The following is a 23,123-nucleotide window of genomic DNA, read 5'->3' on the forward strand; positions in this document are numbered from 1 at the left end:
CAGGCTATTTAATATTCCGGAAAAACAGGTCATTCAATGCGGTTTCATTCAGCGCCGGCTGAAATGCCGCTATTTCAGCAAAGTTCCAGTAATCATATAAGGCCTTCATATCTGCTTCTGCTTTTCGCAGCTTTTCAATAATCGTTTTCAGTTCGGTGTGCTTAATTTTATCCTTACCATTAAAACATAGTTTGTCTAAAACATAGCAGGTACCGGTTTGCAGGAGTTCACGTACTTGTTTTTTTGTGAGCGGTTTCCCCGGCTTTTCAGGAGCTGTATTTTGTACCACTTCAATAATCAGTTTTGCTAATCTTTCCCGGGTGGGATGCGGGTCCAACAGGAAACGCTGTACTTTGGCCGCAACGGCATTATTACCCGATTTTTCAAATATGTCATCCGCTACTTTTCTGTATTTCGAAAGGCGACTGTTTAACACCTGGCGTTTCCGTTTTGCCATATCCTTGTCTGCCAAACCTGTTTCCATCTCCTTTTCTGCCAAAGATTCGGCGGATATGCTGACAGGCACGGATGAGCCTTCTTTTATTTCTTCATTATGGCTCCCTGCTACGTTTAATAAGGGTGTACCCGGTATACCAGGGTTGCGGGACACTGTTCCTGCACAATGGGTAAATTCATACTGATCGCAATGCTGATCGTACCAGCAATAGAGCTCATTGATTTGCGATACATATTTACTTTCTTCTGCTCCGCCACTCACTTCAGCAAAACAGGGTTTGGGCTGCTGCGCATCATCTTCGCATGGCAGGCAAACCATACAATCATCTAAGCATTCATAATTCCGGTCAAATAAAAATGCAAGGAAATCACATACAGAAAAATCATCAACACAATTTTTCTTTTGTGCAAGCCAGCGGCCCCAGCCCTTATATTTTGTTTCGAAGCAACAAAAATCGTGCGGCGCCAGCCACAATATGCGCAGCAATACATGTGCAGGCGCCTCGCGGTATAATATATTTTCAAGCAAAGCCCTGTTTTCTTTTTTGCGGAAACGTTCCGGCCAGGCAGGCAATACTACGGTAGCTATAAAAGAATAGCGGTCGGCGCCAGGCACAAAACAAATATCCTTTTCTTCCGCGCATGGATCATCACCCGGAACTTTCCACTTAAAATTATTACACGCTGTTTTATTGTCACAATGTTCGGTATACTGTGCACACTGACAATCTTCCGGGTTGCAGCGCGGCCGCAGCAAAATATGTTCCACTACATGCAAGCCTTCACTGTTGACCAGTTCTTTGGCGCGGGTTACTGCCGCGCAGGCCATTTCAGGATTGGTATAACATTGGGGGTTAACCGCTACTATTTCACTGTTATGCCAGTTGCGGGTCGCTGCTTCCTGCCAGTACCAGGTAATGTTTTCATCGGCTATTACCGCATTCTTACTAAACTGAATAGCAATGCCATGAGCATAGCATCCGCAGTCAAATACAGGCTGGTAATAATTAAAATTCAGCAGTAACCTCATAATGGTTTGCAATGCCAGCTCTGCTTCCGTACACGTGGAATAACAACAACCCGCCTTCCATGCCATATAACAAGGTGGTTCATCTTCACCGGCTTCACTGCCGCAGCCACAGGGCTTCTCTTCCATCTTATCTTCTTTGCAGGTATTGAAGCCGGGTAATTGTATTTCTATACAATACCTGTAATTATCGCCGCCGCCTTTTACATCCTTCACCTTTTTTACAGGATAACAGCAAACGAACAACTGCAACATTTCTTTCCATGCTGCAAGGGTTATATTTTTCTGAACTGAGGCGGCAACTATTTCATTTTGATCGTTCCTTAAAACTATTCTTCCTTCTTCTTCCTTATAATTGTTGTCTGAGTCAGCATATTGGGTTAAAGTAGCTACCCTGTCGCTTATACAATTCTCGTTTTGCCCGTTGCTATTAATAATCGCAAAGGGTTTTCCTGCTCCATCGTTCAATACAACGGTGTTATCATTATTTTCAGCCTGCCATGCTTTTTGCTGTATGGCTTCTTTTAATGACTGGTACAATTTAACTAATGCGTCATCCCTTTTTTGAGGCGTATCATATTTGCACGGATGATAAACCAATCCCCCGCCACAGGCTATATAAAACGAATAACAGCAATCTTCTTTTCGTCTGTAGGTATGAAAAGCATTTTCGGTTTGTGAAGTACATATCAACTTTTGTACACCTTCCTTACCCCAGGCCTGTTCTTCCGTAGTAAAGCGTTCAGCGCTTTCTGCCAGCACTTCCCTGAGGTAAACGCGGTATATGGTTTTATCATTAGTACACTGATCACAATCCACGTAATAGTTGCCCGGGTAGCACAACAGCATCAGGAAAAAATCAAATTCCTTCTTTGCTTCTTCAGCGCTCGTATAGAATTTTAAGCTCTGCCACTTTTCGGTTCCCGTTTCCGGAGATAGCAATGTGAAACAATATACGTATGGCTCATTTTTCTTAACACAGTTATCCGCATTGGTTTCACCAGGATTTTGTTCACAGGAAAAAAGTTCGTAAAACGCCTTTGACTTATATTGTACCAGCCGTATGGGATAGCTGAGTGCCATTTTTACAATTGCCGTTATAACTATACTATCCGCAACACCCAACGCGTCTTTTGTTGCTGCAGGTACAAAAACAATATTATCGTTATTGTTACAGGAATCTGTATTATGAATAAGGGTTTCTGCAAGACTTATGGACTTTCCATAATTGGCCGGATCAGAAGCAAGATGAATCAGCAGCAGGTAATTTTCGGTAAATGCTTTTTCTGCATCATCATTGTTTTGATAGCCTTTCGTACTTTCAAAAAGGATTAGCGGTTTTCCCGCCAGCGGGCCCGACAAATAAAACTGATTCAGGCATTTAAGCTGGTAATGATACCAGGTGATTTTTGTGGCTTCATCTTTTCTTTTATTAATAATGTCGCCACCCATGCAAATTTGCAGGTAGCCGGCGCCGTATTTAAACAACTTTGCCAAAGATTTTATATCCAACCGGGCGCTGGCTGTATCTGTAAAAGAACGACTATAGAAAGCAAGCGGACGGTCTTTGTCTATCAGCCGGTACACAAACAATCCCTGCGCACTAACAGGATCCATTCGCACACTATCAAAGAACGCGGCAGGGGTGGTACTTTCCGTAAGCCGATGTATTTCCTTTTGTTCCAGCAGTAGTTTATCTACAGCAACTTTTACGCTGGTTATATCCTTAGATTCCTTTTCAGTAATGAGTTTTACAGAACTAATGGCTATATCCTCATTGTGCGCCACCAAAAAGAGTTCATGCTTCACGGCATCAACGCGCAAAGTTAACAAGGCATTATAAAATAAGGTGGCGGCGGTAAGCGCTTCTTGCGGGTTTGTGTAATCATGTACACTATAAAATAAATACCGGTTATTTTTCTCATACCCCAGGCTATAATTGAATTTCCAGCGATTGGGCTGCTTATCTATAATAATAAAATACCGGTGACTTTTTACAATGTTAAGGATCAGTAACTGAAGCTGTGCCGCCTCTTCTTCTGTATCGTTTTCAATTATACCAATAGCCCTCACGATTCCATGATCCACTACCCGGATAGCGAACTTACTGGTTGCAGCATTCCGGAAGATTTCATAGTTCTCCTCCCCGGTTAATAAAGCCAATAATTCAGCAGCACCGGCAAGTGCTTCAGCAGCATTATTAAATTCATTTACGGATTGAAATTTGAAATTATTTTCCTTATCCAGCAGATCATAGGTAAACATATCAGGTTTACCAACGATGCTATTATTGATGTCAATTTTAAAAGCATCAATATTTATAAAAGATAAGCCACTGTTATTTTTTGCATTGTAAACCAATGCGCCCAGGGGGGCAGCATCTTCATCATATTCCCATTTTTTCCGATCGTCAATTTTCGTTATTGTTTTCAATACCGCCTTCCGTGCTTCTTCTTCAGAAGGATAAAATGCGACTGACCTGCGGACCTGCTTTCCGCCGGAATCATTTAATTGGGGAATATATATATAGGTGCTTTCAAATACGGCGGCTGCAGGATCTTTTGGTATAAACAGCCCCGTAATGTTAGCGGCAACAGCCATAGCCTCTTCTTTTGCTGCATACTGAAACGGGAAAGCCGCTGAGTGGTTTGGCGCGTAATGCAGGGTTAGTTGATACGCATTATCATGCTCAATAAATTGAGGCTGATAATTGTTTTTATCGGGCAATGCGCCGAACAGGGCTTTGGCCGCCATCAATGCTTCGGCTTTCGTATCAAATTTTTCATCAATCCTGAACCAGGAAGTGCCTGCAATTTTTAATATCACTTCAAACTGTTCTTCATATTCAGCCACTTCAAAATTGCAGAGGCTATGCCTTTTTCGGTTAGCCATACCACTGATGGCTTTTACTTTATTTTCGAATCCGGAAACATTATCGTTGTTCCAGTTATTTTCTACGTAATCGTACGCTTTACCCCTGTTGCTGCTGAGATCTGCGTAATGCGTTAAAAATATTTCTTTGCTTTTTATACCGGATGATGATGCGTTCCGGTCATTGGAAAAACCAAATGACAGTAGCGCGTAATCTGTAAATTGTTCGGCAAACCTGGAGAGCAGGTGATTTAAAAATTGCTGCCTGCGTTGTACAAACAATTCCTTGTTTTCAACTATCAGTTGCAGGTATTTTTCAAATGTGAGCAGGTTGAGCTCAATATCAAATGAAAAATTACCGGTTGCAGAAACAAAGGAACGATAGTTCTCACTAAACGTTCCGATGTATTTTACTGAACTGGCATTTTCCGCAGCCTCCTGCAAATTCTTAAAATATTTTTTACTTACCAGTGCTATTTCATCAGAGCTGGTAAGGATATAATAGTAAACACAATCGTCAGCTTTAGTAACATACACACACTCATATTGTTCAAATACAAGGTCGTTCTTCAACTGACTGACAGCCGTATCCTGCTCAGCCATTGTGCTAAAAGTATAGGGCTCAAAATCGCCGGGAGATAAAGTTTTGAGCTTATCGTTATCTTTAAGCTCAAGCAATTTCATCTTATCTACCGGCAGCACCAGTATAGTACCCTCTGTGCCCAAAGCATTTGCATTGCTTTCATTACTATTAAAACGAAGGAGTTGCTGCAGGCCGGGAACGGATGAAAGACGGTTGATAAAATAAGTATGGTTTTCTTCGTCATTATCTGATGCCGACAAAGCGAATAAAGAACGCATATGCTGCAATTGCGAAAGATAATTGGCTAACAACTGATCGAAAAACAAAAGATAGGCCTTCAACTGGTAGGCCTGCGCTTTTCGCGGGGAGGAAGCATCATCCGGCAGCCCGCCTTCCGCAATGCCATATACCCTTGGAAATTCATTCTGTATGGAATAATAATCACCCAGGTCGTTCCTGTATACTCCCTTGGGAATTTCACTGTCGAGATAAGGAGACGGGGACTGATGCAATACTTTTCCGTTATGTGTAAAGTTGATCTCAAAAAGACCTTCAAATTTTTTTTCATCAATAAACACGGGCATACCATTCCGCTTAAACTGAAATCCGGAACAATCCAGCGAAAATTCAGGAACATGATTTTGAGGAATATGGTATTTCCAGCCCTTAACAGGATTTGTGGTACCAGCATTACAGGTTTGCAGGCGAAGATTGTGAATAGCTTTAACACCCTCTACCTCAAATAAAACATGGTATACATCTGACAAATGAATTTCTCTTCTCAGTTTCAATTGTTCGAGTTCTTCCGTGTCGGCAAAGCCATGGCTTTCCGTAATATTATAAGGGCGGCCGGCAAAAATTTCATCTATTGATTTTTGCTTTTCCAATAACTGGGGCAGGGTATAAAACTGCGGCCCGGGGGAAAAGAATGTCCTCAGTTTTTCAACCACTTCTACATATACTTTTTCCGCATCCGCGGTATCTTCCAGCTCTATATCAGCGCATACGCCTGTTTCCTGCTTGCATAAAAAATAAATATCAATAAAATCTTCGCAGAGGTTGCGATGCGACATCAGCGCGCCTTTAATTTTAGCTTCAAATTTCTCCTTTTCTTCCGGATCGTCTTTTATCTTCGTTTCAACTTCATTTTCCAGGTTAATATATACATGGTATAATCCATTAAGAAAATCAATACACGGCTCATCACGTTCGTTGTTGTCAGCGCTACCGCCCGCAGGGTCTTCCTGCCAGCGTGGACGGCAAAAATCTTTCTGATCTGTAGCTATTTCCAGCCAGGCATTCTTAACTCCTTCTATATCTATCAGCAGTTTTCTGAAATCGGTAATGGTAAGCGGATTACAGGTTAGTATTTGTGCAGGCGTGAAAAAATTATTATCTTTTGAGCTATCATCAGGATTCCGGGTAAGCAGGTCTTCTACAGACAGGTTGGTACGATAGCCAAGATCAAGCAATGCATAGCAAAGCACTTCGAGGATGGTGATGCCGGGATCATGCACATTATGGTCTGTCCATATCTTACCTCCCAATCTTCCTAAATAATCAATGCCTTCGGTCCTTAGCTTGTCAAAGTCCAAGTAATCGGGAAACCCTGAGTTATTTTTACTGATAACCATATTTTGTTGATCATCTGCCATTCTACTATTTTTTTATCCTATTACCACATCATCTTTACAATAATCAGCAACAGGAATTTTTTTATTATCACAACAATTCACTTCCTGCCCCTGCACATCAAAACACCGGCCCCATTCTTCACAAGCATTACCCATAATACACACATCTATATCGCCGGCAATTAAAATACTGCGGGGTGATTTAGGGCATATGGGCCGTACCAGTTCTTCTTCTTTTGTTTTATCCGGCCAGGTGTCATCGTCATGCCGCATGAGCAGATCAATAATATAATCCACATAGTCTCTTGTTTCTAAGAAACGTATAATTTCAGACCGGCCAACACACTGGCCAAATCGTAGCTTATCATATTCCCCAATTGCCCAGGGCGCTAAAAATTCACGGAGGTCCTGTTTCAGCTTTTCTTTATAGTAATTTTCATCTTTGCCTGCGATCAATTTTACTTTTAAACAAAAATGAACCTTCTCATATCGTGGATTCATGGCCCGGAAACGCACAAAAGCCGAACTGCGTTTTTTACAATATTCCTGTATATCACCGAGCATGCTTACCGGAACCCGGGGCTCAAAAGACCGGGCAGCTTTTAACTGGTTTAAATCGGGAATAACGGCAAGCAGCACATAACCGGGAGCAATGGGAAAATCGTTTTTGTATTCGTGCGCATTCAATGCCAAACTGTGATTAATGCATTTTACTTTAAACAATTGAGGAAAAGCTTCCAGCACTAACCGTTCATAATCGAATTTTTGTATTGCTCTTCCTTTGTGGCGCAGCAATTCGCTTATCCTCACATAAAAATGTCCTTCAGCTTCCGGCACACAACCGCCAAAGGAATCAAAAGGCTGGCTTAGTTTTTTAATATTGGCATCGGCTTCATTCAGTTTGGATATGGCGCCGGCAGCTAATGACTTAGAGAGGCGCAGTTGGTCGTTCCCTGCTTCATTAGTGAAAGTGGCGCGGATAGCCTGCGTATATATACCGATGGTTTCGCACACCGTTTTACTGTTTTTTGAAACGGAAGCTTTGATCCAGTGGAGTTCTTTAGGCAGCACAGTATTATCCTTTGTCATGTTTTCAGGCAATGCAAATTTTACTATGCCCGAAGTGGTTAATCCATCTGTAGCATCATCTAATACTTCAAAACCTTTACGAAGGGTTTTCCATTGATTATTATCTAAGTAATACCAGTTTACATCTTCTATACCTGATTCCGCATCTGCAGTGGCTTCTGCCAGCTGGAATAATACATTTACATTGCTGCCGGGTTCCAGGTCTTTTAAACCAATAAACAAATTGCCCTCATCACAGTATGTGGGAAATAATGTGGGCTGTAAGGTTATCTCTTCTGTTTTATATGTACCATCATAAGGATAGAGATGGATCAGATCTATATCGGTATTGGCAGCCGTGGCTGTATAATCAAGAGAAATATTTTTAATGATGGGCGTCCAGGGTTCATTGGGGATTAACACGGTTAATGGTTTAACAATTTCCCCTGTGAAAATATCAAAAATGCCCAGGAACGTTTGAAGCACGGCCAGCTTGTCTTTCGTGTCTATCGTTTTCTGCAGTGCATTATCGGCAAGCGTTTTACTGCCGTGAATCAGTGGAATCAGCGTATCCCTTTCCGCATCACTTACACTATTAACAGGCGGCGGTGGTGGAAAGCCAATGGCAGTATTAAAAGTAGTATTCAGCCCATCTACTATATCTTTGGCAAGCTGCGCGGCGTCCTTAGCACTGAATATTTCGTTTTTCAGTTCAACAATGGCTTTACCAAGGCTTCTGAAAACAATAACCGTATTGCCATCCTTTCTATATACCGCACCCTCAAGAATGGAATCAGGATATTTTCCCAGGGCCATCATTTGCCGGGCCAAAATAAACGGGTAGTCTTTGTGCAAAAAATCCTGTTCCTGCAAATTGATTTTAATAAAACCTTTTCTTGTATCTGATTTTAAAGCGGCGTCTACGACATCCTGCAGCGCAAATTCCCGGGAAAACTGAGCGGGAAAATCTGAAGGTTTCAAAACTATACCCTGACTATAGAAACCGTCCGGCGTGCAGGGTGACGGAGACGCTGGGGTAAGTTGAGGTATGGCTGGAGGAGGAACAACATCAAACAATTTCCTGTTTACCATTTCTTCCACCCAGTTACCATTCTGAAGTACGGAAACTTTAATTTTGAAATTATCCTGGTCCAGTCCAAATATTTGAAGGGCTACATCCTCCACGACATAAGCATTATAATATTCTCTAAAATCGTTGGGTTTGTCTTTCCAGTTTACATTGATCCTGGCCGAGTTCCATTTTTTACAAAAAACTTCACTTGCTCCAATATAAAAGCCGGGACCTGTTTGGTTGTGCAAACAATAGCTTTTTGTTTTGTCATTAATCAATGCGCTTATTGCTATTTTATCGGCATTATTGAAAACCGGGTTATTGCTATTGTCTTTTACATCTAAAAAAAGTTCCAGCTCATTCTTAGCTATAACTTTTTTAAACCCATTTGCAGGAGTAATCAGGCTTTGAAGATAGTTCCTGGCTTTAACGGAGATAACAGGAGTGGCATCAGTAATAAATGCTGGTGTAATGCAGGCCGTTGGATTGACCACACTAAAATCAACAATGTCTGGCCGCGTTCCAAACGGATAAACAAGCCCATTTACATTTTGCACACTTTCATCATTCTGAACGATAAAGTTTTTGAGCCCGCATACGCTTACATCAATCCTGGTGGCATCCTGCGGGTCGTTACTTAATTTATCCAATACAACCACATTCCGGAAAAAATGATATAAGGAAACCGTATGCATATCGCCGGCAGACGTTTTCAACAAACAGCAATTATCCAGCTCTCCTTCATCTTCAATCCTGCCTTCCAGTTCATTACTTGTAAATACTAACTTTATTTTATCATCCAGCTCCACCTTAACCAACGGCAGGGTAGTGTTAAAATCTTCTTTCAGCTTGTCTTTGTTATAAAAAGTTACCGCAGGCTGATCTGGTGTAAGCGTGGCTTTGATTTTAAAAATAAATTTATTTCCCGCTAATACCGGATCGCTTATGGTGATAACGGGAGGCTGGGCAGGGTCATTATCGGGAGCTATCCATTCCTTTTCGCCACTGAATAAAATTTTTAAAGCTTTTCGCGGTGTAAACAGTTTATCTAACATCGGTTTTTCAGCAGGCAAAGCAGCGTTGTAGAACATATCCCACACTGCTTTTTTTATAATCGCATCATATTGCTTTATTTCTTCCGGACAATAACATAGCTTTCTTTCACGGATAAGAAAAGAACGAAGTTTACTTTCCAGTTCTTTACTGATTCCCTTTTTAACCGCGTCCACTACCAGGTCTTCACTGATATAATACCAGGTTTCATTCAATGCCGCAACGATATCATTATAGAAACCAGGTGAATGAATAAAATCGGGATATTTTTTTTGGATGATGGCTGCTGTTCCCGGCGTTCCGGTTGCGCTTTCCTCGCAGCAGTTTTGCGATGGTGGTGTTTCCGCTATGGTTATCTTATTGCAGTAATCATCCTTTAACTGGCAGGCTATTGTTATATCTATTGTTCTTTTTCCTTCTTTCATTAGCAACACCGGTGATGCGAGGATAAACCCTATCCGGGCATTGGGATATGGCTGGGCCAACGATTTTTCGGGGTCGGTGTATTTGCTGAGCTTAGCACCCAGTGTTGCAAAACTGCCGGGATCAGTATCCTTAAAATCTTTTATCAGCCCATCCGCCTTATCTGCATTGGGCGCCATGTATACGCCTTCTACATAAGTATGTTCAAATGCATTCTGATTATTAAGGAAGAGCGTGCGCTTATCCGTCACCTGTGCTTTGTTCACTACCATTTCCTCATCGAGCGCAAAGCGGATTTCGGATTTATTATTATCCTTCCCATCTTTAACCAAAAGCCCTTTTTTCAGTAAATATTTATCTAACTGTTTTTGGATTCCAAAAACGATATGCGCCTTATCCGGCAATGCTTCACGGGCCTTTAATTGCAGCACCTGCTTGTAAAAAAAATCAAGGTGCTTTTTTGTATAGGTATTCAGGTCTCCCTGCAGGTGTTGAAACAATTTCAAAAAAGCAAACAACAAGGCTAAATGAGGGGTATGCTTTTTCTGTAATTCTTCTTTCAGCGGAAAAAGGCTTTGTTCCATACTTTGCACAGCAGTACCGGCAATGATCCGGAAAGCATCCAAAAAGGAAGGCAGCAGGCTTACAATCTGGTCTCTTAAACCAATAAGCCGTTTACGTTTGCTTTTACCCGGGGGTCTACAGTTTTCTTTTGCGTTTTCCACAGTTAAATCCAGCCCCCACACTTCGTTTCCCGCAATCCGGGTAAAACCAACCGGTTGTATGCAGTAATATTTTACGGCTACATTATTAATGCAAATCATTTTTTTTAAAGGCTCCCGAAGCTTATCCTTAATGAGTTTTTCTACTACCAGTTCTACCGGAAGTGTGCTGCCCTTTAACTGCAAATGCCAGCCATTAATGCGGTTAATAACTTCCTGAAATATATAGTGAAGCAGCAATTGCAATCCGGCTTTGGAGGGATGCCTGTTGAATGTTTTTTTATAGTGATCAATTTTTTCGGTAACAGCGTTTATATCATATTTAATAATGGCTGCCAACGTAAACGGAATACTCTTTTGAAAAAATGGCTGCCAGTCGCTTACATTCAGCTTTTCATCGTAATAATTAACATGAGGAGAAAGTTGTACAAAATAATGCAGTAAATCGGCCATGTTGCGCCCGTCAATTTTTGGTGAGGCAGATAATAAGTCATCCATCACCCGTTGCTGCTGGCTTACACCGGGGTCGTTTTGAAAAGGATGTATAAGGTTATTGCAATCAAACATGGTTCAGTAAAGTTGTTTTTGCTAAAGAGAAAAATAACATTGTGATTCATGAACACTTCGTTTTCTCTTTACTTCGTTTCCAATTTTCAAAAAAAAATTGAATATCTTTTATGCCCTGAACATTTTTCACCACTCACACGGGCTTTAACGCTTCGTTCCTATAATAATCATACACATAATTAAACCGCGAATTGGTACCCGGAATGGTATATGCCACATTAATGATAAACCGCCCTTCCATCAAATCAAAAGAATCATCGGGTGTTACTTCAATTTTGTCAACCACAATACGCGATTCATAAATTAAAATAGAAGACTCCACCCTGTCTTTTATAAAACCGATCATGGAACTGCTGAGTGGTTCAAACAAATAATCGTTGAGGTTGCATCCGTACCTGGGTTGCATTACTCTTTCGCCGAGGCTGGTAGACAACAGGATGTTTAAGCTCTGTTTAATATCTTCTTCATCGCTTACCAATGCAACCGTGGCTGCATCCCTGTCGAAAGCCGGCGGAAAAGCCCAGCCCGTTCCAAGAAAAGAATTGAATTGTTGGTTCATCTTTTTGATTTAATACTTATCACTTTCCATCATCCTCCAATTTGCACCGTTGGCAAACCCATAACAATTACGCCGCCATGCGCTGTAAGATCGCCCTGCCTGGCTGCAGGCCTACCGCCAATCAGCACCGTTGCCGAACCCATCACAATTGTATCGGGCGGACCCACACATACTACCAGGTCGCCCACTACTGCCGCGGGCAGGCTGCCAATCAGTACCGTTGGCACACATGGCCCGCTTATTGGCCCGCCCACATGCGGCACCACACCGGTTACCATCGGGCAGGTATGCATATCAGATAGTCGTGCTGCGGAAGGCATAATGATTTATAGTTTATAATTTATAGTTTGTGGTTTGTATACCCGGTTTGACCCTCCTTCGCCGGGTGCCGATCTGATACCTCATACCTCACACCTGATACCTCACCACCTCATACCTCAATTTATCTTCACCAATGAGCCGCTGATCTCCGTAATGCCCTGCGCTGATAATTTAGCTAATGCTCCCTCCAGGCTCAAATTACCATCTGCCTTAACACCCAGCGATGCACCACCTATAGTAAGTGACGCCGCGGCGGATAAGGTGAGATTTACACCGGCTTTTATTTCTACATTCATAGGGCTTTCTATGGTTATGCCCGATGTACCCATGGTTATTTTATTGCTGCTCTGGTCTTTGATTTCAATCTTCATTCCCTGTTCATCTATGATTATACTATTGCCTGCAGGTGTATCAATGGTAATAGTTTTTGTATCATCGTTAAACTGTAAATGCATTTTGCTGCGTGTAGTAAAACCCTTTTCATTGTTTGCATCCTGCGCGGTTATGGGAGCCGGCTTGGCGCTGCTATGTAACATACCCAGCACAACGGCATCACGCGGATCATCATTGATAAACCCCACAATTACCTCATCGCCAATTTCCGGACGGAAAAATGCCCCCCTGTCTTCCCCTGCATCCAAACTGGCAATTCTTGTCCATATGCCCTGGTCGTCATTATCAATTACCGGAATCCTTACCCGTATGCGGTCTTCACCATCAGGATCATTCTGTAACTGCACCACAATACCGATCTGCAGTCCGTGAACAGCCCCCGCCAGACCGGCAGCCAGGGCATCGGGCATATCATGGTGAACAAAAGCATACCGCTCAGGATCAAGCCCAAACTGCACATGGGTATCCCACATTCCATTGCCCATTTCCTGCTTTACCGCTGTTACATAAGCCTTGCCTTTAAAGCGTTTACCAATACCTTCAAGCTTTACCATATCGCCAGGTTTAATACTGGCAAAACCGGTAAATTTTGCGCGTCCCCTTATTTTCGCCAGTCTGCTGCGCAGCATAATGCCATCTACCCAATCCTGCAGCTCCTGTTCCAAGGCATGCCCGCTATGTTTCATTTCGTAAGCATTGAGATTGATCGCTTCGGCCAATTGGCTGCCTGCGATATTTCCATGCTGTGCAAAAGCAGCAAACTCATCGGCTTCAGCTTCAAATAACTGCTGGTTGGCATAATCCCACGATGCGGCTTTTACATTTTTCCATTGATTACGGGCATCCATCTCCGCTTCAAATTCGAGTATGGATGAGCCGTAGGTTAGCTGCAATACGGGTTCGGGTGTTGTGTCGGGCTTCGATATTTTTATCAGTCCATCATCTACGTTCACCAGCATGGCATTGGCTTCGGCGCGGAGCAACATAAAATCCCAATCGCTGAGGTGATGCTGCACCAGGTGCTTATGCTCAAGCTTCGTTTCAGCAGTATCGCCCTGCAGTCCATTGTACCGCCCGATCAACTCATCAAACAACCGGTTATCTTTCATGTTTTCATAATAGCGGCTATGCCTGCCTATAGTCATCTTCACCGCTTCATCGCGGCATTCAATATGCAATTCACCATCCCCGTTCTCTTTTACTCTTATGGCGTGCCGGATGATAATGCCTTTGAAAACGCGGATATTATTTCCATCGAGCCCTATTTTGATCAGTATCTTTTTACCGGGAATAAAGTCATTGCTGTTGCTGATCTCAAATGATTTGTCGCTGGCTTCACCATCACGTAAAATAATTTTAGCAGCGGGGATACGGTTAATCTCTTTGGTTATGGAAAGCGACAATACCTGGTACGAGGGATTGATATCCTGGTCATCAACCAGTATATTGAAAGTGGCTACATCATGCTTTGAGGGATTGGGAATTAATAGCTCTTCCATTATGCTTCATTTTTATCAAAGGGTGGAAAAAAAAGATCAGTACCTGCCTGGATATTACGGACATGGGTAAGCGCATTTGCCTTACCTACCTGTAAAAAATAGGCAGGGTTGTTGTATATCCTGAACGTCATCAGATCCAAACGATCCCCCTGCTGCACTTTTCGCCGGTGGGTAAGATCGGCGGATTCCTGCCTTTCTTCGGCCAATCTTTCCTCCCTTGCTTTATAGTTTAAAAAAGTAGCGGTTAATCTTGCCCGTAATGGTTCGCCTTCGGGGTTAAACAGCGTATGATTAATATCCAGGTTGGATAATATGCAGCGAAACCTGATTTCGGACCCCCATATAAGCAATAAAAATTTCGGACGGTGAATTTCTCCCTGGTATTTATAAACGCTGTCTAAGAACTTTTTTACCTGGTCATGCACTTTCATTGTCTTGAGGGAAGTATCTTCTCCCCCGTACCCTTCCATAGTTTGCGTGCCATCCAGAATGAACTCTAATCTTAATTCTTCCGGAACTGTTGATTTAAACCGCAGGTCGGTTCCATGACTGCCATGTCCGCGCCGCTGATCCAGATCTATTTTTAAATTCTTAGTGAACGATTCGGGATTGATGGGCGCCATAAAAGCGGGTTGCAAACGGCTGATCCCTTCTCCGGGATCAACAAAATTCCTGTCGAGGAAAGCATATATCCTTAGTTTTTCCATACCGCTATCGTTCTGTTTTATCTTTTAATATGGCCAACACTTTTTCCACGCAGCTATTAATCATTTCTTCACCAGGGGTAACGGCGTTATTGGTGGCCGGTTGCTGCACTCCGCCTGTTGCTGTTTCCTGCATAACAGTTGCTTTTATAACCAGCTCCCGAACTTCTATTGGCATAATGCATCAATCATTTAAGATGAGATAATTATAATTCAGCTCCAGCGTTTCAATTAATACTTCTCCCCGCTCAGCGTTCAGTTCTCCTATTTTCCAGCTCCGGGGCCACACATTATTAATCGTCCAGTGCATCAGTGGCTGATGTTCTTCATTTAAAAGTTTAATATGTACAGTTGGAATCGGCGTTACCTTTTCATCATCAAAAACCTGTTTAAACCATTTTGTTATACCCGATTCGGTTGGTGTTAATACCCCTCTTTTCAAAACAAGCGGACCATATTTTCTCCTAACCGGAATAACATGCTCAAACCGGTTTTCACCGCCTTCTCTTACCGTGTCTGTTTCTAAGGTGGAATCTAAGCCCGTTACCGATTGAAAACTCATATCTAACGCCTGCGCTTCCCGCACAAACTCAACACGGAAATGAAAGTTCACCGTTTGATAAAAATTATCCGCATTTCTTGTTTTTTCAACTGCCATAGTTAATCCACATTCATTATTTCTAAACCTTCATGTACCAGTTCCATGGTTTCGATAGCCACTTCGTTGGCATCAGCTTTAAGATCGGTTGACTGTATTTTGGAAGGCCATGCATTTTGCAGTTTCCAGGTAATAATGGCTTCATGGTTTTCATTCAGCAATTTAATGGTGATGGTACGGCGATACATGGAGCCTGTTTTATTTCCCTCCTGGAATAAATAGGTTTTACGCCACTCTTTGTAGTAATCGAAGTCGCCTTCAAACGTGCCTCTCTTTAAGGTAATATTGCTGAACTTGGTTAATCCCGGCTGTTTACTTTTATTGTATTTTTTACTATTCCCTTCGCGGTATTCAATTACTTCCGTTTCAAAGTCAAGACCACTGGCTTCGGTAAAGCCAATTCTGAAATCGTCACCCCATTCAACCTGGAAGTGAAATTTTGGAATGGGATAATCTCCTTTGGCTGCCATAATTTTTAATTTTAAGGATGATGTGAATGGGTTTCTGCGTTATTTACACCTGTTTTTGGGGTCCACTTCTTTAATAGCCGATTCCAGGCTTTGTTTGCACGCAAGCAAGGCCTCCTTTTTCTTATTCTCTTTCAATAATTCTTTCGCGATATCTTCCGCAGCTTTTTTATCCGTTTCATACTGATCGTCTACACACTTATAATAGGGATCTTTACAAATAGGGAACAGAAAAATGGGCTCCAGGCTGCAGGCACCAAGGCAACTGTCTTCCTGTGCAGGCGCCGTTCCGGTTTTAGTCATATTTGCTTTGGAACCTGCAGGGGGACAGGGATCAGCATCATCATCACACTGAACAGCACAGTTAAACGCCGTACTCCATTCGGTAATAACAGTACTTAATCCAAAATCAACTGAAATATTTTTATTGATGCGACAGGCAATTTTGATCGCCGCCATCAGCATTTTGATCAACTCGTCTCTTGTGGCAATAACAATCTCCAGTTTCTTTCCATACTCCTCCAGGCATTTCATAATTCCTGTGCCCGGGGCAAGTGCCGGGTTATTTAAACACTTAATACAATTCTGCAAGCGGTCATATTTTGTTTTTACCAGGTCCACCTGCATATAAAAATCGCGTATCATACAATACAGTACCTTAACAGCCTGCACCGCAAGACCGGTGTTGATGCTTACTTTGTCAACCTGGGTAAGCAATATCTCCAGTTGATCACAAATTTTGCGGGCCAAATCATTGGCTTTTGTCAACTCATCGTACCACATTTTTAATTTATCCCTCCTGTCTGCTATTAACGTCAATTCATTCTTAAGCTGTTTGGCTTTCTCTTCCGACTCACTGTATTTTGTTTTTACTACTTTCAGTTCATCCTGCCAGTCATCATAGCAACAATCACATCCCCGCGGATCATCAGGGTCTTCTTTATCGCAGCATTCCTTTATTTTAGCATCCCAGGTATCGGCTAATTTTTGATATGTATGTTCCGTAAGCATAATAATTTGATTTAATTGTTATGGAATATTTCTTCACTACCCGTTAACCGGCCGTGGTTTCACTATTATCTCCACTGTCGTTGCAAAAGGTTCCCTGCACTTCATCACAGATACCGCAAATTTCCTCTTTGCATTTTTCAAGGCGGGGCTTACAATTATCATCTTCCGCAACGCAATCGCATTTGGGGCAGCAAATAAACCGGGTAGTACACATCAGCCCTTCAAAATCACTTCTCTTATTATACAAACCAGCGGCAGATTTGGTAGCTTCCTGTACAGCTTTCACCAGATCTTCCTGTGTTTTTTTCAAAGCACTTTCCCTTAGCTTCATGGTATCCTGGAGGTGTTTTTCAAAAGCTTTGGAATCATCTGCAAGCGTTTTTTGCAAGGGGTCCAGCATGCCCAGGTTGGAAAAAACCTGTATGCCAATTACATCGGAGGAAGCGTTAAAAATATAGTCCACGTCAAATCCAAGGGCTTTTGGCATACAAATCAAATCGTCCAGCACTTCTTTGGCATCGCTGCATTCATCGGGTCTATTGTCCTGCGAAGGTTTTGTATCACAATTCTTTTGCTGTTCGCCGGTTAAAATGGTCATTTGCGTGCAATTACAACTATCATTTTTGCAGTCTTCTAATTTACATGCCGCCGTACGCAGGTCGCCCAATTTTGTTTTTACATCTTTTATGCTTTTAAAGATATTTTTGAGACTGGCAGAAAGATCATTACCCCACTTGATATAATTACTCACATTTTCTTTGATGAGGTCGTTGGACTGCAGCAGTTCTGTGCCAACGCAGATTTCCGTGTTGCGGTAACGGCGGTAATTATCCTCCGTCCACACAAACATGCATTTTTTTTGTTCATACAAATTGCTTTGCCCGTAGTAATTGGTTTCATACTGGCTCATTTCACCCGCCGCTGTATACAATTCATTACAGTATTTTTTTCGTTCTGCAGTGATTGATTTTTGAGTGGCGGTATCGTTCTCTTCGCAATTGCCGCAGTCATCATTCTGCTGCCTTGTACCTTTTTTGGAAGACGATATAATTGACATGTTGAATGATTTTAAAATTGAACAATCCTGTTATGTTGTATATGGTTTATCATTCCTGCAGCATTTTGTGCATGAAACGCAGGATGATAAATTCAGCCGGACGAACTACTGCCATGCCTATTTCCACAATCATGCGTCCTTCCCATATATCTAATTCCGTCATGGTTTCTCCCAGTCCTACTTTCACAAAATAGGCTTCACGGGTAGTGGTTCCCATCAGCGCGCCGGCCTTCCATTGCTGGGTGAGATAATTTTCAATCATGGATTTTACGCGTATCCAGGTATTGCGGTCATTGGGCTCAAACACAAACCGCTCCGTAGCATTTTTGGTTGATTCTTCCACCATATTAAAAAAACGCCTGACGGATATATAGCGCCATTCGTTATCGTTACCGGCCAATGTTCTGGCACCCCAGATGATGGCTGGGCCTCTTCCGGCAAAAGAACGGATAACGTTAATGGATTTGCCGGCAAGGGTATCTACATTCAAGCTCTCCTGCTGTTTATGCGTTACTAATATTTCTGGTCGTATGGCAAAATCAATTCCTACATTAGCCGGCGCCTTCCACACACCACGGGTATTATCTACCTCCGCATATTTTCCAACAACTGCGGCGGAGGCCGGCATCAGCATTTCAATATCACTGATAGCGCCTTTGGCCATAAAATAGTAAGCATTGTTTTTAGTCTTTAATTCGGTAAGCGTTCCGTTCAGGGAGCCATCGCCTACGCCAATAATGGTTACTGTATTTTCATCATCATATTGATAATCCAGTCTTGTGTAAAGACGGGGGTAGTAAACGGCGGCATATTTTACGATGTCAATCGTGCCAAAATCGAAATCGCGCAGTACCTGTATATTGTCTACAGTAATATCGGGGTCCATCCATATATCTAAAACGGCAAAGCGATCTTTTAATTCAGCACACTGATCCATAGCCTCTTTATATAAAGCATAATAACTGCCGGCGCTGCTCATGTTTAAACCATCGGGAAACAGGAGTAAGGTAACTTCATTTATCTTTTCAATTTCATCCAGCCCGCCCTGCAGGGCTGCCTGGTCAATTACATCGCCTCCGCTATAATCGCCTACCGATGTAATATAACAGGGACCGCCTCCATTAATAAAAAACCATTGCAGCGAATAGTACATCAGGTATTTGGATGGTGCGGTTACCTTACCCTGCACATCAATACGGCCGGGCTGGGTAACATCTATTGTTATAGTAATGGTTGTTTCTGGCAGGGGACCGCCAAAAAACTGTTCATATTCCAGCATAGAAGTTATGCGCCTGGGTATATTGATCAGATCGGCCGGTTCTTTTAACTGCGCTTTTTCCGTATACCCTATAAATGCGGGAATGGCTGTTTCAACCGATGCGATGGATGGAGGGAGTTTTGGAATTTCTTCAATATAAACTCCGGGGGTTTTATATTCTGGCATATGAAAAAGTTTTTGTGTTTATAAATGGTTTGCGAAACCAGCTTGCGCATTAATTAATTTAGTTAACTATGGTAACAACGGAAACAGGGCAGACTCTCCTACAAAAATGTCTGTATACTGTTTGCCATTTTCTGTTTTTATCATCTCAAAAGGAAGGGGGTTGGGGAGGTAATACGCACTATTATCGGGTTTCTTTAACAAGAAAGGGGTAAAACTTAACGGGCGGGGTAAAAGTGAAACAAGGTTGTTGTTTTGCGGGAACAGGAAATCGGAATGTTCGTTTTTTAGTTTTTTCTTTTTATCATTAATATATCGCCAGAAAGAAAGCCGGCTTTTCATTCTAATTTCAAAAACAGGCGCAGGCACAATACTGCTGTCGGGCATTATACGGGTAAGTAAAAAACCATTACTATCCAACAGGTTAAAAGCCGGGTCTGTTACTTTAGGTTTTATATTCATTAACGCGCAGCTTTCTCTCAGCCGGTCAGCATCCTCAAAAAAAAGGAACCGGTTAATCTTTGTATTCCCATTACTGTCTTTTACTTCAAGTGTATAAAAAATATTTTCATCAGCGGGAAAGGAGGGAATGGTTTTAATATCCCCCCTGCTGAAATTGAGTACTATTTTTTGAAGTGGCGGGGTGCTTTTAAACGTTAAAGCCATTTGCGCTGTTCCATATTCATCCCTTGAAAGCACTACAGCATTACCATCTTTATCTTTTAATATTACTTCTGCTTCAGTTATATTATCGGCAATGCTGAACGTATAGGAAAAACGCAGCGGAAGCAGTATACGGTCGCTTTCATTTATGAAATGGGTGCCGCTTATATTCAGCCATTGCCCGTTTCCATCTTTATCTATATAGAAAGAACGGGTATCATTAGGGCCAAATGCAGCCTGCTCGCCCTGTTCATATACCAGGGAAGCATTGAAAGCCGGTATGCTGTTGGATAAAACAGGGTATGCTTTGGCGCCGGCAACATTTTCATTTGAAAAATAATATACCGCATTCGTTAGCTTTTGCATCTTCAGGCTGGTATATGCATCCCAGGCGCTATCTTTTCTGATGATCAGTATAGCAATATTCAATGCATCGGGTAATGGAATTTTAGGTTGGTAAACCATTGTTCCGTCAGGAAGCGATTGTTTCCGCACTTCAACCGCAACCTTGCAACCTGCATATGAAGGGAGTAATTTTAAGTGATAATTCCCAAAGGTTTTATGTACGCTTTCCGGCAGATCAAAACGCAGTTCGCTGTTAATATTCCTGCCGTTACGTTTAAACCGGTCAAACAAAAAGCTGATCCTGTCTGTTTGCGCCGCCAGGTCAAATACCGTTTGTCCGTTGGGTTGGGTAAGATAAAACTCGTGGAGCAGCTTTACTTCAAATAATATTTTATAAATAACCCCCATCAGTGGCCTGCCGGTATTTTTGAAAAATTGGTTTCTATTTCTTCGATCAATGGAACTTCTCTCAGCACTTTACGTTCGGTAACAGCTATAAGCCGCAGCTTATACAGCACAAAAGGCATTTGCTTTCCACCCAGCGTGCCCCACAAATGATTGACCTGTTCAAAACTGAGCGTGTACATTTCGTGCCGGATGGTTAATTCCAGCAGGTCTTCTCCTGTAAAAGAAGTGGTACTGCCCGAAATTGAACCGCCGGCAGAAAAGGAATTTTTGCTTTGAAAAAAAGCGATCACCAGTGAAAGCCTTTCCAATGCATCGGTATAACTATTATTATCTGCCGATTTATTACAGGCGGTAACCAGCAGGTAAAGGTTCAGATATACGGGAGGGTTTTCATATTGCGCGGGATTGGAGAATGCTTTCTTAATGAAAGCGCTGTTTTTTAATGTACTTTCTTCTTCAATATTCACCAGTGTAAAAACAATTTTATCATCTAAGTTCACACCGCTGGCAGCAGACTCAAAGAGTCCAATATTTTCTATCACTACTATATCTTCAGCAGTAGTATAACCATGTGAGGAAAGATATGTTACCAGTTCGCGGCGTAATAAGCCAAGTGCTTCGTGTATCATGCCTGATGCGTTTCAATAATAAAAAACGTAACCACTATCATAGTATTAAAAATTAAGGGAATCAGTATACGATACCCCGATTCGTTTCTTTTGGAATGTGATATGGATTTTAGCAGTGATCAGGAAAACAGGGCGTGCGGAAGTTTGCTGCAGGAATACGGAAATACTTTCCGGGACAAGATAAACAGTTTATATGTTGGATGCAATAACCCATTTGTGGTATTTTTTCCTTGGGTATGTTAAATATCGTGTTCATGCGGTTTCACCCTCCTGAGGCCAGGTACCGGCCGCTTCTTTTCTATTATTAAGACCGCCCGGTTGATCTACTAAAAATTGCAGCAACAAAACGGCTGTAAAATCAGGCTCCTACGTGTCGTTTTACTTTTAATAGGCGGGGCATAAAAACATAGGAAGGTCATAGTTCAACAGATGCGCATAGCTGCCTCTTCCTTCTACTGTGTTCCTATGTGTTTATGTGTTTTGCTTTTAAACACATACGGATAAAGACGCACAGCACTTTCATCCACACCGCTTCTTTAATTGTATTTTCCGGGTTGCCGAATAAAAAAAGTAAAAAAAGTTTTGAAAATTCAAAATCAGTATTATATTTGCAGTGTACTAATACAATAGTACACTAAATCACTCCATATGGTCTCTGTACAAAATCTTCACTTTGGCTACAGTAAAAAAAAGGTATTCACCGGGTTAAGCCTTCAGTTGCAACCGGGTTTTATTTATGGCTTGCTGGGTAAAAACGGCACAGGGAAATCTACGCTGCTGCGCAATATTGTGGGAACGCTTTTCCCCGACACCGGAAGCATTACCGTAGGGAATCACGTTCCGGGTAAAAGGAATCCCGCTTTCCTGCAGGAAGTATTCATGGTAGCAGAAGAGTTTTTCCTCCCAGATATCACTCCGGCAAGACTGGCAAAATACAATGCGCCATTTTATCCCAAATTCAACTACGACCAGTTTAACCGTTACTTAGGCGAGTTTGAAATACCGGTTAACAATACCATTCAAAGTATGAGTTACGGGCAAAAGAAAAAAACGCTGATCAGCTTCGGACTGGCCTGCAATACGGCTTTACTGCTGATGGATGAGCCTACCAATGGTTTGGATATTATGAGCAAGAGCCAGTTTCGCAAAGTGATTGCCAGCGCTTTGGACGAGAACAAATCCATCATCATCAGCACGCACCAGGTAAAAGACCTGGAGAATCTTATTGACCGTATTACAATTATTGACGAAGGAAAAATTCTGTTCGATCAAACCATTGAACAGATCACCCATCAACTGAATTTCAAAATTTCATTTGACCCGGAAGAAATTAAACAGGCACTATACAGTGAACCTTCATTAAAAGGCAATGCTATCATTACCCGTAATGCTACGCATGAAGAAAGCCGCCTGGATCTTGAAATGCTGTATAAAGCCATTATTGTAAACCGCGACAAAATTCACACTGCTTTTAACTGATAAAGATATTACC

15 protein-coding genes are annotated in these 23,123 nt (G+C 42.1%); 1 reads left to right on the forward strand and 14 read right to left on the reverse strand.

All coding sequences use genetic code 11. The features are described 5' to 3' along the window. Window positions 1–4: 4 nt before the first annotated feature. The 14 genes from VL121_RS08515 to VL121_RS08580 form a co-directional block, all read right to left on the reverse strand. The gene (locus tag VL121_RS08515; protein WP_325404185.1) at window positions 5–6,592 is read right to left on the reverse strand and encodes a hypothetical protein; all 6,588 of its coding nucleotides are present in this window, start codon (window positions 6,590–6,592) and stop codon (window positions 5–7) included. A 12-nt stretch (window positions 6,593–6,604) separates the two neighbouring features. After that, window positions 6,605–11,476: a hypothetical protein gene (locus VL121_RS08520; RefSeq protein WP_325404187.1), complete on the reverse strand. Its 4,872-nt coding sequence runs from the start codon at window positions 11,474–11,476 to the stop codon at window positions 6,605–6,607. 133 nt (window positions 11,477–11,609) lie between these two features. After that, window positions 11,610–12,035, reverse strand: a complete 426-nt coding sequence (locus tag VL121_RS08525; protein WP_325404189.1) for a GPW/gp25 family protein — start codon at window positions 12,033–12,035, stop codon at window positions 11,610–11,612. 29 nt (window positions 12,036–12,064) lie between these two features. After that, window positions 12,065–12,355, reverse strand: coding sequence for a PAAR domain-containing protein (locus VL121_RS08530; protein ID WP_325404191.1), 291 nt, complete (start codon window positions 12,353–12,355; stop codon window positions 12,065–12,067). A 117-nt stretch (window positions 12,356–12,472) separates the two neighbouring features. Then, window positions 12,473–14,248, reverse strand: a complete 1,776-nt coding sequence (gene vgrG, locus VL121_RS08535) for a type VI secretion system tip protein VgrG (protein ID WP_325404193.1) — start codon at window positions 14,246–14,248, stop codon at window positions 12,473–12,475. Next, on the reverse strand, window positions 14,248–14,955 hold the full coding sequence (locus tag VL121_RS08540) for a CIS tube protein (RefSeq protein WP_325404195.1): 708 nt from the start codon (window positions 14,953–14,955) through the stop codon (window positions 14,248–14,250). The genes vgrG and VL121_RS08540 overlap by 1 nt, the downstream gene beginning before the upstream one ends. A gap of 4 nt (window positions 14,956–14,959) precedes the next feature. Continuing rightward, entirely contained in the window at window positions 14,960–15,130 is a 171-nt protein-coding gene (locus VL121_RS08545) for a DUF5908 family protein (protein ID WP_325404197.1), read from the reverse strand. A 6-nt stretch (window positions 15,131–15,136) separates the two neighbouring features. Then, window positions 15,137–15,610, reverse strand: a complete 474-nt coding sequence (locus tag VL121_RS08550; RefSeq protein ID WP_325404199.1) for a phage tail protein — start codon at window positions 15,608–15,610, stop codon at window positions 15,137–15,139. A gap of 2 nt (window positions 15,611–15,612) precedes the next feature. Next, window positions 15,613–16,080, reverse strand: coding sequence for a phage tail protein (locus tag VL121_RS08555; protein ID WP_152270059.1), 468 nt, complete (start codon window positions 16,078–16,080; stop codon window positions 15,613–15,615). A 39-nt stretch (window positions 16,081–16,119) separates the two neighbouring features. Beyond that, complete coding sequence (locus tag VL121_RS08560; protein WP_325404202.1) at window positions 16,120–17,088, reverse strand: hypothetical protein; 969 nt, start codon at window positions 17,086–17,088, stop codon at window positions 16,120–16,122. Window positions 17,089–17,131: 43 nt separating this feature from the next. Further along, the gene (locus VL121_RS08565; RefSeq protein WP_325404204.1) at window positions 17,132–18,145 is read right to left on the reverse strand and encodes a hypothetical protein; all 1,014 of its coding nucleotides are present in this window, start codon (window positions 18,143–18,145) and stop codon (window positions 17,132–17,134) included. Window positions 18,146–18,194: 49 nt separating this feature from the next. Then, on the reverse strand, window positions 18,195–19,589 hold the full coding sequence (locus VL121_RS08570; protein WP_325404206.1) for a phage tail sheath family protein: 1,395 nt from the start codon (window positions 19,587–19,589) through the stop codon (window positions 18,195–18,197). 66 nt (window positions 19,590–19,655) lie between these two features. After that, window positions 19,656–21,002, reverse strand: coding sequence for a hypothetical protein (locus VL121_RS08575; protein ID WP_325404208.1), 1,347 nt, complete (start codon window positions 21,000–21,002; stop codon window positions 19,656–19,658). Continuing rightward, window positions 21,002–21,631: a Pvc16 family protein gene (locus tag VL121_RS08580; RefSeq protein ID WP_325404210.1), complete on the reverse strand. Its 630-nt coding sequence runs from the start codon at window positions 21,629–21,631 to the stop codon at window positions 21,002–21,004. The genes VL121_RS08575 and VL121_RS08580 overlap by 1 nt, the downstream gene beginning before the upstream one ends. A 648-nt stretch (window positions 21,632–22,279) precedes the next feature. Here VL121_RS08580 and VL121_RS08585 point away from each other — a divergent pair. Further along, the gene (locus tag VL121_RS08585) at window positions 22,280–23,110 is read left to right on the forward strand and encodes an ABC transporter ATP-binding protein (protein WP_325404212.1); all 831 of its coding nucleotides are present in this window, start codon (window positions 22,280–22,282) and stop codon (window positions 23,108–23,110) included. The last annotated feature ends 13 nt before the right edge of the window (window positions 23,111–23,123 follow it).

The sequence above is a fragment of the Agriterribacter sp. genome, from assembly GCF_035497235.1.
GTDB lineage: Bacteria > Bacteroidota > Bacteroidia > Chitinophagales > Chitinophagaceae > Agriterribacter.